At 54.1% G+C, this 13,049-nt stretch carries 14 protein-coding genes; all 14 read right to left on the minus strand.

The window, feature by feature from the left end; genetic code table 11:
* Positions 1–4: 4 nt before the first annotated feature.
* Positions 5–403, minus strand: a complete 399-nt coding sequence (locus JY391_RS19860) for a DUF350 domain-containing protein (protein ID WP_042289568.1) — start codon at positions 401–403, stop codon at positions 5–7.
* Between the two features lie 17 nt (positions 404–420).
* Positions 421–1,104: a YjfK family protein gene (locus JY391_RS19865; protein ID WP_211935828.1), complete on the minus strand. Its 684-nt coding sequence runs from the start codon at positions 1,102–1,104 to the stop codon at positions 421–423.
* The gene (locus tag JY391_RS19870) at positions 1,077–2,147 is read right to left on the minus strand and encodes a potassium channel family protein (protein WP_211934895.1); all 1,071 of its coding nucleotides are present in this window, start codon (positions 2,145–2,147) and stop codon (positions 1,077–1,079) included. The genes JY391_RS19865 and JY391_RS19870 overlap by 28 nt, the downstream gene beginning before the upstream one ends.
* Positions 2,147–2,845: a PspA/IM30 family protein gene (locus tag JY391_RS19875; protein ID WP_060570942.1), complete on the minus strand. Its 699-nt coding sequence runs from the start codon at positions 2,843–2,845 to the stop codon at positions 2,147–2,149. Before JY391_RS19875 ends, JY391_RS19870 begins: the two co-directional genes overlap by 1 nt.
* Positions 2,846–2,862: 17 nt before the next feature.
* Positions 2,863–3,264, minus strand: a complete 402-nt coding sequence (locus JY391_RS19880; protein WP_211934896.1) for a YjfI family protein — start codon at positions 3,262–3,264, stop codon at positions 2,863–2,865.
* Between the two features lie 104 nt (positions 3,265–3,368).
* Complete coding sequence (gene rlmB, locus JY391_RS19885; protein ID WP_042289578.1) at positions 3,369–4,100, minus strand: 23S rRNA (guanosine(2251)-2'-O)-methyltransferase RlmB; 732 nt, start codon at positions 4,098–4,100, stop codon at positions 3,369–3,371.
* Between the two features lie 64 nt (positions 4,101–4,164).
* Complete coding sequence (gene rnr / locus JY391_RS19890) at positions 4,165–6,612, minus strand: ribonuclease R (RefSeq protein ID WP_042289581.1); 2,448 nt, start codon at positions 6,610–6,612, stop codon at positions 4,165–4,167.
* Positions 6,613–6,650: 38 nt separating this feature from the next.
* Positions 6,651–7,076, minus strand: a complete 426-nt coding sequence (gene nsrR / locus JY391_RS19895) for a nitric oxide-sensing transcriptional repressor NsrR (protein WP_042289582.1) — start codon at positions 7,074–7,076, stop codon at positions 6,651–6,653.
* A 202-nt stretch (positions 7,077–7,278) separates the two neighbouring features.
* On the minus strand, positions 7,279–8,577 hold the full coding sequence (purA, locus tag JY391_RS19900) for an adenylosuccinate synthase (protein ID WP_181822132.1): 1,299 nt from the start codon (positions 8,575–8,577) through the stop codon (positions 7,279–7,281).
* Positions 8,578–8,680: 103 nt separating this feature from the next.
* The gene (locus JY391_RS19905) at positions 8,681–8,878 is read right to left on the minus strand and encodes a DUF2065 domain-containing protein (protein ID WP_042289588.1); all 198 of its coding nucleotides are present in this window, start codon (positions 8,876–8,878) and stop codon (positions 8,681–8,683) included.
* Positions 8,879–8,949: 71 nt separating this feature from the next.
* Positions 8,950–9,954 (minus strand): protease modulator HflC, encoded by a 1,005-nt coding sequence (gene hflC, locus JY391_RS19910; RefSeq protein ID WP_042289590.1) that lies wholly within the window; start codon positions 9,952–9,954, stop codon positions 8,950–8,952.
* A gap of 2 nt (positions 9,955–9,956) precedes the next feature.
* Positions 9,957–11,213, minus strand: coding sequence for an FtsH protease activity modulator HflK (gene hflK / locus JY391_RS19915; RefSeq protein WP_042289593.1), 1,257 nt, complete (start codon positions 11,211–11,213; stop codon positions 9,957–9,959).
* Positions 11,214–11,349: 136 nt separating this feature from the next.
* Positions 11,350–12,630 carry a ribosome rescue GTPase HflX gene (hflX, locus tag JY391_RS19920; protein ID WP_042289596.1) on the minus strand — a complete coding sequence of 427 codons (1,281 nt, stop codon included), beginning with the start codon at positions 12,628–12,630 and terminating at the stop codon, positions 11,350–11,352.
* A gap of 74 nt (positions 12,631–12,704) precedes the next feature.
* On the minus strand, positions 12,705–13,013 hold the full coding sequence (gene hfq / locus JY391_RS19925; protein ID WP_042289598.1) for an RNA chaperone Hfq: 309 nt from the start codon (positions 13,011–13,013) through the stop codon (positions 12,705–12,707).
* Between the last annotated feature and the right edge of the window lie 36 nt (positions 13,014–13,049).

Below are 13,049 nucleotides of genomic sequence, written 5' to 3' on the forward strand. Positions count from 1 at the left end.
TCCATTACCACGTCATGCAAGCCGCATTGAAAATACCGCCCGCCAGTGCGGAGGTGCCCATAAATAGTCCCGCCGCTGTATTATGCTGAATGATTTTCTCGCTCAGCGTCGGCATATACAGCCTGACGCTAGCGTAGATGATGAGCTGAATGACCAGCGCAATGCCTCCCCAGGCAAAATAATCCGGAATGCTAACGGCGTTTATTGCCGCGCTGGATAACGGAATAACATATCCCAGCAGCGTACCGCTGAAGGCCAGCGAGGCTGCGGTGTTATTAGTTTTTATCAATCGCCATTCATTGTGCGGCGTAATTTTGGAGTAGATAAAAAGGAAAAGGATAACCATCGCCGCGCCAATAAAAAAATAGGCGCAGAAGGCCAATAATGAATCCAGAATGTGCATCACATGCTTCCCTGTAATTAACCAATAATATTCAATGAAGTCAGGGGAATATCAACGCCCAGCGCGCGTGAAAAGACCCACTCGGGCTCTCCGCGCTCGTCAAATGTCTCCTCCCCGTTCAGCAGCAAGTATTCCCAGGTGTCGTCAGTGATCTGACGCTGGTAGCCCATCGAGAAATTGTGGATATCCCATTTTGCCTGCTGTTGATTCTCCACTTTTTCCAGCATAAAGATCGGCGCGATGTTTCCCGGCTCCTCGCGGTTAAAAAATCGCTGCCAGCGCTGCGCCTGCCAGGTCAACGTCGGCGTACCAATGGTCACTGGACTGATGGCCGCACGCCAGTGCGCTTCCTGGCTTATGCCGTCACAGGTCTGGTAAACGAACAGTTTGATGTCGTCGATATCCTCGACGCCCATGCCTCCGGTGGTGTTTATCTGTAAAAACTCATCGCCGGAGGTGTAATAACGGAAAATTTGACTGCCTCCACCCAGATCGATATGGCTGACAGCCGCAACGGTATATTCTTCACCGGGCAGTTCCACCAAAAGCGACGCCTCCAGTAGGCGGAACGCCAGCGTATCCAGCGTAAACCCGGCATTGAGGTGCAGTCCTAACGGTCCACGAACCGGCGCCTGTGGGGCTGACCTTCTCCACAGCCGTTGAAAGAACGACGTCATCTCGCTTCTCCTATCTCTTGCCAGGCGACATCGTCCGCCAGGATGCGGCTGTTGCCGACCAGGTGTAACCACATGCCACCGCGGACTTCGGTTGAAATCACCGGGTTTAGCTCCATGCCGCGACCGTTCTTGCAATGGCTGATACCGAGCACCGTCGCGTCATGATGAAGTTTCATATAGCGCATCAGCGCGCCATAGCGGAAAGGCGTAACCGCTTGCGGCACAGGCAGGGCAAAGCCGGTGTCGCCGAGCATGGGATTCATAATGGAAGCCACCGACTGTGAGGAACCGGGATCCTGGATCGAACGGGACAGCTGCTCCGCGGAGAGATTGCGCACAATTTCTATTTGCGGACAGTGTGTTTCAAGCAGTCCGGCGTAACGTTCATCTTCCAGATACACCACGATATGGCTGTTCGGCGGAACAAAGCCTGCCAGCGATAGCGCAGCGGTAAAGGTCTGCTCGTCTGTTCTGGCATAAATGATTACGCTCTGGCAGTGGCTCAGCCCCATCCGCTGATGTTCCTGTGGGTCGTTAATATTACTGACGCGCAGAAAATCCACCCAGCGGTTGCCTGACAGCGGGTGTTGCATCTCGTCCCACTCGCACAGCAAAACCCGTTCAAAGGCGCGTCGGGTATCGTAAAGCAGAAGCGAGATCATCTTCTCCGTCTGATGGCCCCGCCAACCAATCACCAGCATATGTTTACGCAGATGTCGAAAATCGCCCATCCCGGTTAATCCTTTCGCTAACGTTCCTTGTACCTGCGCAATGACCTTTCCCATCAGCGCACCAAATAAGCCAACGCTTACCGGGATTTGCCAGAGGCCGGTAAACAAACGTCCTCCGGCGGTCTGCGGGCTTAAGTCACCAAAACCCAGCGTAGACCCCACCACCGAACAGTAGTAGATGAAGTCGCTCAGGCGACCGACCAGCGCCGTTTCACCCAGCAGGGTCAGAACCAGAAAACAAATCAGGTACTGACTGATAAACAAACCCAATAACGCAGGCCAGGTCACCCGGGAAAAGTGCCGCTGGCAGGCCCTGACAAGCCAGGTGAACAGCATTACTCACCTTTTTGCTGTTGCAGGCGCGCTAACACATCCTGAGCTGAACTTTTATTGCTGCCGCCGATGCCCATTTCAGCCAGCCGCTCGTCCAGATCGCGCCCATCCGCCACTTTTTCCAACTGCGCCGCCGCGTCCAGCCGTGCCTGACGTTCTGCCTGGCGCGTCTGGATGCGCTTGAGTGATTCTGCCGCTGTAGAGACGTTGGAGGAGGCGCCTACGGTAGAGGTGGTGACCGCCTGCTGCGCGCGCTGCATCGCCTCCGTCGCCTTTACGACTTCCAACTGCTGCTCAAATTGTGAAATGCGCTGACCGGTGGCTGTTACGGCTCTCTCTACGCCGTCCCGCGACGCTTCAAGGTTAGCAAGTACTTGCTCTTCTGCCGTAATGAGGTTTTCCAGGCGCGCTATTTCTTCTGCGACCTCATTGATTAACGCGGCGTCGACCTTTTTATTCAGCGCTTCCAGCGCCCGCTTCTCGAGGCTGGCTTTACGCTCGCGCAAATCATAAAGTTTGTCGTTGCTGAGTTTCACCCGGGCGAGCAGTTCGACACGCGACTGATTCGCTTTATTAAGTTCAGTTTTAGCGTCGCGAATATGCTGCTCCAGCATTCTTACGCCCTGCGCTTCTTCAATTGAAGCTTCCGCCTGGGAGATCATTGATTTACCCAGCGTAAATAAACTTTTTAAAATACCCATCATTTTCTCCCTGATGATTACTGCGCGTACTCTTCCGTGACTTCTGCGAGATCTAACGCATTTTCGACCAGCGTGGTAATTTCAAGAACAACATCGTTCAACGAGGAATATAGCGATAGCGCGCCAAACACCACGTAGTACTCTTCATTTTGAATGCCCGAAATGCCAACCGATGAGAGCGGCAACATTTTCTGGTGACGGAGCAGGAAAAGATTAAATTCAGGCTGATTATGAATCGCCGTCACCGGACAGACTCGTGTTTCAATAATTATCTGCCGTGAGGTAAATAATACCGAGAGCAGCAGGTCGCCATAATCATTCATTTTAATGATTAAGGCATTTTCATTATTTGTGATTTCTATATTTAAAGCGGCATTATTCTGTAGCGCATCAGCAAGCGCCAGCGGAGTCCATGGCATATATCATTTCCCATTGAGTCATAATCCATTTTAGTCGGTTATAGTAATCGCAATAAATAAAAAAAAGCCATCCGAAAACGGATGGCTTTTACTTAAAAAGAGATTTAGCTGCGCTGACGCACAGCTTCGAAAAGGCAAATCCCAGTCGCCACGGAGACGTTCAGCGATGACACGCTGCCTGCCATTGGAATGCTGATAAGTTCGTCGCAGTGCTCACGGGTCAGACGGCGCATACCTTCACCTTCCGCGCCCATCACCAACGCCATGCGGCCGGTCATTTTGCTCTGGTAAAGCGTATGGTCGGCCTCACCTGCCGTTCCCACAATCCAGATGTTCTCTTCCTGCAGCATACGCATGGTACGCGCCAGGTTAGTGACGCGGATTAACGGAACGCTTTCGGCAGCGCCACAGGCGACTTTTTTCGCCGTCGCGTTCAGTTGCGCCGAGCGATCCTTCGGCACAATCACCGCATGTACGCCAGCGGCGTCTGCGCTACGCAGACAGGCGCCGAGGTTGTGTGGATCGGTGACGCCGTCAAGGATCAGCAGGAACGGTTGATCGTGTGAAGCGATCAAATCCGGCAGATCGTTCTCCTGATACTGACGCCCCGGCTTCACCCGGGCGATGATCCCCTGATGTACCGCACCCTCGCTTTTTTCATCCAGAAACTGGCGGTTCGCCACCTGGATGACCACGCCCTGCGCTTCCAGCGCGTGGATCAGCGGCAACAGACGCTTATCTTCACGACCTTTAAGAATAAAGACATCCTGAAAACGCTCAGGAGCACGCTCAAGCAGGGCCTGCACCGCATGGATGCCGTAAATCATTTCACTCATGAAAGTACTCATTAAGGTTGTTTTCGCCGGGTCAGGTTAGCGGCCCGGCGGCAGTTTTTCGCAATTATTCGGCGGCGTTTTTCTTCGCCGCGCGTTTAGCTTTAGTAGCGGCGGCGATTTTCAGCGTTTTTGCCGAAGGCTTTTTCGCTTTTTTATCGCCTTTTTTCGCCGTTGACGGCCTGGCCTTCGTCTTCTTCTCACCGCGGAATGCGCTGTCTGGCTCAAAGTTCACTTTTTTGCCGACCTGCCGACGACGGCTGGTTTTTTTCCCGGCATCGCCTTTCTTCGCTTTCTCACGCGCTGTCTTGCCAACGTTGCGCGGCGCGCGTTCGCTGGAGATCAGGCTAAAGTCGATCTTACGCTCATCCATATTGACCGCTTCGACGCGCACTTCCACGCGATCGCCCAGACGGTAAGTCTGGCCGCTGGATTCGCCGGTCAGACGCTGCCCGACCTGATCGTAACGATAGTAGTCGTTTTCCAGCGAGGAGACGTGTACCAGACCATCAATAAACAGTTCATCCAGACGCACAAAGAAGCCAAAGCCGGTGACGCTGGCAATCACGCCTTTAAAGACGTTACCCACCTGATCGAGCATAAAGTCGCACTTCAGCCAGTCGGCCACGTCGCGCGTCGCTTCGTCGGCGCGGCGTTCAGCCATCGAACAATGCTGGCCCAACTGGAGCATCTCTTCCATCGAATAATGGTAGCCGCCGGTTTCGGTGGTGTTACCTTTATGCCCCTGCTCTTTCGCCAACAGATATTTGATGGCGCGGTGCAGCGAGAGATCCGGATAACGGCGGATCGGCGAGGTAAAGTGAGCATAAGATTGCAGCGCCAGACCAAAGTGACCACGGTTTTCCGGATCGTAGATCGCCTGTTTCATTGAACGCAGCAGCATGGTTTGCAGCATTTCCGCGTCCGGACGATCGGCAACGGATTCCAGCAGTTCCGCATAGTCGCGCGGTTCAGGTTTGTTTCCGCCCGGCAGTTCGAGTCCCAACTCCGCCAACACGGAACGGAAAGAGGTGATCGCCTCTGTGGTTGGCTTATCGTGGATGCGGAACAGCGCAGGCTCTTTGGCTTTCTCAACGAACCGCGCCGCAGAGATGTTCGCCAGAATCATGCACTCTTCAATCAGCTTATGGGCGTCGTTACGCTGGGTTTGCTCGATTCGTTCAATACGACGTTCAGCGTTAAAAATAAACTTCGCTTCTTCGCTTTCAAACGAGATACCGCCACGTTCTTCACGCGCTTTCTCCAGCACCTTGTACAGATTGTGCAGTTCTTCGATATGCTTCACCAACGGTGCGTACTGCTCGCGAAGGTCCTGATCGCCTTGCAGCATATGCCAGACCTTGGTGTAGGTCAGACGCGCATGAGAGCTCATCACCGCTTCGTAGAATTTGTAACCGGTCAGACGGCCTTTATTCGAGATGGTCATTTCGCAGACCATGCACAGGCGGTCCACCTGCGGGTTCAAAGAACACAGGCCGTTGGAAAGCACTTCCGGCAGCATTGGCACAACCTGCGACGGGAAGTAAACGGAGGTGCCGCGGTTGCGCGCTTCCTGGTCGAGCGGCGTTGGCGGACGCACGTAATAGCTCACGTCGGCAATCGCCACCCACAAACGCCAGCCGCCGCCGCGCTTCTTCTCGCAATAAACCGCATCATCAAAATCGCGGGCATCTTCGCCATCAATGGTCACCAGCGGCAGAGAACGCAGGTCAACGCGCCCTGCTTTCGCCGCTTCCGGAACCTCTTCTTTCAGCCCGGCAACCTGCTTTTCGACTGCCTGTGGCCAGATATAGGGGATTTCATGGGTGCGCAGCGCCATATCAACCGCCATGCCGGTGCCCATGTTGTCGCCCAGCACTTCGACGATTTTACCCACCGCTTTGGTGCGACGCGTCGGACGCTGAGTGAGTTCAACCACCACCACAAAGCCCATGCGCGCGCCCATGATCTCTTCCGGCGGAATAAGGATGTCAAAACTCAGGCGGCTGTCGTCAGGGACGACAAAACCCACGCCCGCTTCGGTAAAGTAGCGGCCCACAATTTGGCTGGTTTTCGGCACCAGCACGCGCACGATACGCGCTTCACGGCGGCCTTTACGATCCGCGCCCAGCGGCTGCGCCAGCACCTGATCGCCATGAATGCAGGTTTTCATCTGCTCGCTGGAGAGGTACAGATCGTCTTTACGCCCTTCGACGCGCAGAAAGCCGTAACCATCACGGTGGCCGATAACGGTACCTTTCAACAGGTCAAGACGTTCCGGCAGCGCATAGCACTGGCGGCGGGTGAAGACCAACTGGCCGTCACGCTCCATTGCGCGAAGGCGACGACGCAGGGCTTCCTGCTGCTCTTCGCCTTCAATATTCAGTTCTGCGGCCAGCTCGTCACGGTTGGCCGGTTTTTCACGTTTTGTTAAGTGTTCGAGGATAAATTCCCGGCTCGGGATAGGGTTCGCGTACTTTTCAGCTTCGCGTTCCTGGAAAGGATCTTGTGACATTGAGGTTCCTCCATTGTCAGCTCCGGTGGAGATTTTCGTCACTCCACCAGCAATAATTTATAAAGCGGTTGATTTTCTTCAACCAAATCGGCAAGCGTGTAGTTGTCCAGTTCCGTCAGAAAACATTGCACGGCCTTAGAAAGCGCCTGTTTGAGTCGACAGGCAGGGGTGATATGGCAAAACTCGCTGCTACAGTTCACCAGCGACAACGGTTCGAGTTCACGCACGACGTCGCCGATACGGATAGTATTCGCGGCTTTGCCCAGGCGTATCCCGCCGTTTTTTCCCCGGATAGCAGTAATGAAGCCCGCCCGGCTAAGTTGATTGATTATTTTGACCATATGATTACGGGAAACGCCGTAGACTTCTGTCACCTCAGAAATACTGGTCATGCGTCCTTCCGGTAGCGACGCCATATAGATTAGCGCACGTAATCCGTAATCGGTGAAACTCGTTAACTGCACATCAACCTCAAGGAAAAGGGGAAAACGGGATACAACTCATTTATTGATGATAAACCAGCCACTCGCCAGGTCGCTAATTTATTTCAGTTTGGGAAGGAAAAAAGCGAGGATATTGCAATGTACATAGCCGGATGGCGGCGAAAATGCCTTATCCGGCTTACAAGGCCCGGTCAGCAAAGCGCTACCGGGCATTATACCTTAATTATGCGTCGTACGGGTCACGCAGAATCATGGTCTCAGTACGGTCCGGGCCGGTAGAGATGATATCAATCGGCACACCGGTCAGTTCTTCAATACGCTTAATGTAATTGAGCGCCGCCTGCGGCAGACCGCTACGTTCTTTCACGCCAAAGGTGGATTCAGACCAACCCGGCATGGTTTCGTAGATCGGCTCGATACCTTCCCAGTCGTCAGCAGCCAGCGGCGTCGTCGTCACTTCACGGCCATCCGGCATACGGTAAGCAACGCAGATTTTCACTTCTTTCAAACCGTCCAGTACGTCCAGTTTGGTCAGGCAGAAGCCGGACAGTGAGTTGATCTGCACCGCACGGCGCACGGCGACGGAGTCCAGCCAGCCGGTACGACGGCGACGTCCGGTGGTGGCGCCATATTCGTTACCCTGCTTGCAGAGGAACTCGCCGGTTTCATCAAACAGCTCAGTCGGGAACGGACCCGCCCCCACGCGCGTGGAGTAAGCTTTGATGATACCCAGAACGTAATCCACATAACGTGGGCCCAGGCCAGAGCCGGTCGCCACGCCACCCGCGGTGGTGTTAGAGGACGTTACGTACGGATAAGTACCGTGGTCGATATCCAGCAGCGTACCCTGCGCGCCTTCGAACATGACGAAATCGCCACGCTTGCGCGCCTGGTCCAGCAGATCGGAAACATCGACAACCATAGAGGTCAGGATGTCGGCAATCGCCATCACATCATCCAGCACTTTCTGGTAGTCAACGGCTTCGACTTTGTAGAAGTTCACCAGCTGGAAGTTGTGATATTCCATCACTTCTTTCAGTTTTTCAGCGAAGGTAGCTTTGTCGAACAGGTCGCCGACGCGCAGACCGCGACGAGCCACTTTGTCTTCATAAGCCGGTCCGATACCACGACCGGTCGTCCCGATCGCTTTCGCGCCACGCGCTTTCTCACGCGCAATATCCAGCGCTACGTGGTAATCGAGGATCAGCGGACACGCTTCAGACAGGAGCAGACGCTCACGGACAGGGATGCCACGGTCTTCCAGACCTTTCATCTCTTTCATCAGCGCAGCAGGAGACAGAACAACACCGTTACCGATGATGCTGGTTACGTTCTCACGAAGAATGCCTGATGGAATAAGATGGAGGACGGTTTTTTCACCGTTGATTACGAGAGTATGGCCTGCGTTGTGTCCACCCTGGTAGCGCACAACATATTTAGCCCGTTCAGTCAGAAGATCGACGATCTTTCCTTTACCTTCGTCACCCCATTGGGTGCCCAGTACGACGACGTTGTTACCCATTTTTCAAAATCACCGTTTGCTTAAAAATGGATTCTACCATCGCTTTTTCAGATATACAGCACTTTTTGCATGCAAAAATCAGCTAAATTCGCCGCTTTTTTGATCAGCCAATCGTTTTCCTCAACATGTAGTAGACCACAACGCCCGCAACCACAAGTCCGCCGCCAAAACGACGTAACGTATTTTCCGGCAGTTGCGTCATTGCGGAAATCATCTTCTTCCACGCGCGCGGATAGAGCATCGGGCCTAAACCTTCCAGCACCAACACCAGGGCAAGCGCCAGCCAGATTGTTTCGTTCATTTCTGCTCCTTATAAAAGAAAACCACCGCTTCCGGAGAGAGCGGTGGTTTGAAAACTCAAACGCGTTGAGTTTATCGCGTTGCGGTATTCGGTGTCTTCATGTAGCGGAAGAAATCGCTGTCCGGGCTCATGACCATGACGTCCTGATTTCCTTCGAAGCTCTTCTCGTAAGCGCGCAGGCTACGAATAAAGGCATAGAAGTCAGGATCCTGGCTGAACGCGTCGGCAAACAGTTTCGCCGCTTCGGCGTCGCCTTCACCGCGCAGGATACGCCCCTGACGCTCAGCTTCCGCCAGCGTTTTGGTCACTTCGTAGTCGGCAGCCGCGCGCAATTTTTCCGCTTCTTCCTGACCCTGTGAACGATGACGACGGGCGACCGCTTCACGCTCAGCGCGCATACGGTTGTAGATCGCTTCGGACACTTCGGTCGGCAGGTTGATCTGCTTGATACGCACGTCCACCACTTCGATACCTAACGCAGCCATACTGTTCGGGTTGATCACCGGCACATTGCCGTTGGTTTCAGCCTGAACGCGCTCTGCGGCTTCAGCAATGGCGTTATCCGCTGCTGGCGTCGCCACTTCGTCTTCCGTTCCCGCAGAACCGGAGTTCAGCGCGTCACGGACTTCCAGAGTCAGACGACCACGGGAATCGGTCACGATGTCTTTCACATCCAGACGACCAATCTCAGAACGCAGACGGTCAGAGAACTTACGTTTCAACAGCACTTCCGCCTGCGACACATCGCCGCCGCCCGTTGCCAGGAAGTAACGGCTGAAGTCGCTGATACGCCATTTGATGTATGAGTCGACGATCAGGTCTTTCTTCTCTTTCGTGACGAAACGATCGGCCTGGTTATCCATCGTCTGGATACGCGCATCCAGCATTTTCACCGACTGAATAAACGGCACCTTGAAGTGCAGCCCCGGTTCATAGATCAACGGTTTCTTATCGTCATCGCGCACGACGCTGCTGAACTGGAACTTAATGCCACGCTCGCCTTCTTTCACTACAAAGACTGAGGTATAGAGCACTACCAGCACGATGATGACAATCGCAATAACTGACTTACGCATCGTTATTCCCCCTGACGCTGGTAGTCGTTACGCTGCGCGTTAGCGCGGCGTTGGTCCATAATATCGCCCTGACTGGTGGACGAGGTGTTGCTTGCTCCGCTACTGCTGGAAGATGACGTAGTCGGCAAGCGCAGCAGGTCGGAACCGCTGTCGCGTTTTGTTGCCGGCGCGTTGCCGCCTTTCAGCATCTGATCCAACGGCAGTACCATCAGGTTACCGCCCTTGTCGTTGACCAGCACTTTACGGGTATGGCTCAACACTTTTTCCATCGTCTCGATATACAGACGCTCGCGAGTGATCTCAGGGGCGGCTTTATATTCCGGCAGGATTTTCGCGAAGCGCGCCACTTCACCCTGGGCTTCCAGAATAGTTTGCGTTTTGTAAGCGCGCGCTTCTTCAAGAATACGCTGTGCCTGACCGTTCGCTCGCGGCTGAACTTCGTTGGTGTACGCTTCCGCTTCACGGATGTATTGCTGTTCGTTTTCACGTGCGGCAATGGCATCATCAAACGCGGCTTTTACCTCTTCCGGCGGACGAGCAGCCTGGAAGTTGACGTCCAGCAGGGTAATCCCCATGTTGTACGGACGGATCGTCTCTTCCAGTTCACGCTGGGTGTCGCTACGAATAACGGTACGCCCTTCGGTCAGAATACGGTCCATGGTGTATTTACCGATAACGCCGCGCAGGGCGCTGTCGGTCGCCTGACGCAGACTGTCGTCGGCGCTGGTCACGCTAAACAGGTATTTTTGCGGATCGGTGATGCGGTACTGAACGTTCATCTCGACGCGCACGACGTTTTCGTCAGAGGTCAGCATCACACCGGACGCCGCCAGTTCGCGAACCGCTTCCACGTTCACCGGCGTCACCTCATCGATAAACGTCGGTTTCCAGTTCAGACCCGGCTCAACCAGATGACTAAATTTACCGAAGCGCGTAACAACGCCGCGTTCAGCTTCTTTAATGGTGTAGAAACCGCTTGCCGCCCAGATAATGACGATAGCTGCCGCCGCGATGGTGACGACACGTCCGCCCAGATGCGGGCGCGGGCCTTGCGATGAGCTTCCGCCGCCGGAGCCGGTACCTTTACCGCCACCCAGTCCACCGAGCTTTTTGCTCAGCTTACGGAAGATATCATCAAGATCAGGTGGCCCCTGCTCGCGACCACCTTTGTTTCCATTTCCCTCAGAGTTGCCGCCTGGTTTGCTGCTTCCCCACGGGTCGCGGTCTTGTCCGTTATTACCGGGCTGATTCCACGCCATGTTTGTGCTCCATATTTGTTATGCGGTGATATACCCACTGTGTTCCAGGTGATGACAACGTCGCACCAGGTGGCTTGTCGTATAACCCGAAATGCTCAGAGTATTGGGCAAAAATCCTCAGGCCCTTTCCTCCCGGTCAGACAACGTAGTCGGCCAGGGAAGGTTCTTGTTTACAGAGGCGACGCCAGTCCACGATCGGCAGGCGAACCTGCAAGCTCATGCTGCCGTCATCCTCCATCCACTCTTTTTCTATTGCCTGAAGCTGATAAAAACGACTTCTCAGACGCCCTTCCTGCGGCGGCAAACGCAGCGTATGTTGCGCTACCTCGCCGGAAAGCCGTTCCGTCAAAGCCTGAAAAAGCTGTGGTATTCCGATCCCTGTCTGCGCGGAAAGCCAGACACGAATCGGTTTGTTCTCTTCATCCCTGTCGATACGCGGCTCGAAGTCGTCCAGCATATCGATTTTATTCATCACCATCAGGGTTGGGATCTCGTGAGCATCGATCTCCTCGAGAACCGTATCCACTGCGTCGATGTTCTCCTGCACACGCACATCAGCAGCATCTACAACGTGCAGCAACAGCGTGGCCTGACGCGTTTCCTGGAGGGTGGCTTTGAACGCCGCCACCAGGTCATGCGGAAGATGGCGGATAAACCCTACGGTATCCGCCAGCACGGTTTCACCTACGTCCGCGACGTCAATACGGCGCAACGTGGGGTCCAGGGTTGCGAACAGTTGGTCTGCCGCATAGACCCGGGCTTCTGTAATTTGGTTGAAAAGGGTAGATTTTCCGGCGTTGGTATATCCCACCAGCGAGACGGTCGGGACATCCGCTTTAATGCGCGACTGTCGCCCCTGCTCACGTTGCTTTTCAACTTTTTCCAGGCGCGACTGGATCTGCAAAATACGATTACGCAATAAACGGCGGTCGGTTTCGAGCTGGGTTTCACCCGGACCGCGCAAACCAATCCCGCCTTTCTGTCTTTCAAGGTGGGTCCAGCCACGGACAAGGCGCGTAGCCAGATGGCGCAGCTGCGCCAGCTCAACCTGCAGTTTCCCCTCATGGGTACGCGCACGTTGAGCGAAAATATCCAAGATAAGACCGGTACGGTCGATAACACGACACTCGCACAAACGTTCCAGGTTACGCTCCTGGGCCGGGCTTAATGCATGGTCAAATAGCACGACGGCAGCGCCAGTCGCTTTTACGGCTTCCGCAATCTCAACAGCCTTACCTTCACCTACAAAGTACTTCGGGTGCGGTGCTTTACGGCTACCGGTAATCACCTGCATTGCTTCGACACCGGCGGAAGACACCAGAGATTCAAACTCCTGGAGGTCTTCCATATCTTTGTCTTGCGAAAAATAGATGTGTACCAGTACCGCCTGCTCACCGGCGTCATAACGGTCAAACAAGCGTCAACCCCTCGATATAAATCAGCGGGGAACGCAGATAACCTGGCTCCCCGTGTGTAAAACAGCCAGAAACGTTATTCAGTTTCTTCGCTGTCCTGCGGCGCAGAAGAACCCTGCGCGTTGCTACCGTGATGATAGTTGCTGCTGGTACCGCCACCGGTATTGTTGCTGTGATGAGAAACCGGACGAGACGGGACAACAGTAGAAATCGCGTGCTTATAAACCATCTGGCTGACCGTGTTTTTCAACAGGATCACGAATTGATCAAAAGACTCGATTTGACCTTGCAGTTTAATACCATTCACCAAATAAATAGAAACTGGAACACGTTCCCGACGCAGTGCGTTCAGGAACGGATCTTGTAAAGATTGCCCCTTAGCCATTCTCTCTTTTCCTTATATGCTTTGTACTTTGAACCT

The organism is Citrobacter sedlakii (assembly GCF_018128425.1).
Classification (GTDB): Bacteria; Pseudomonadota; Gammaproteobacteria; order Enterobacterales; family Enterobacteriaceae; genus Citrobacter_A; species Citrobacter_A sedlakii.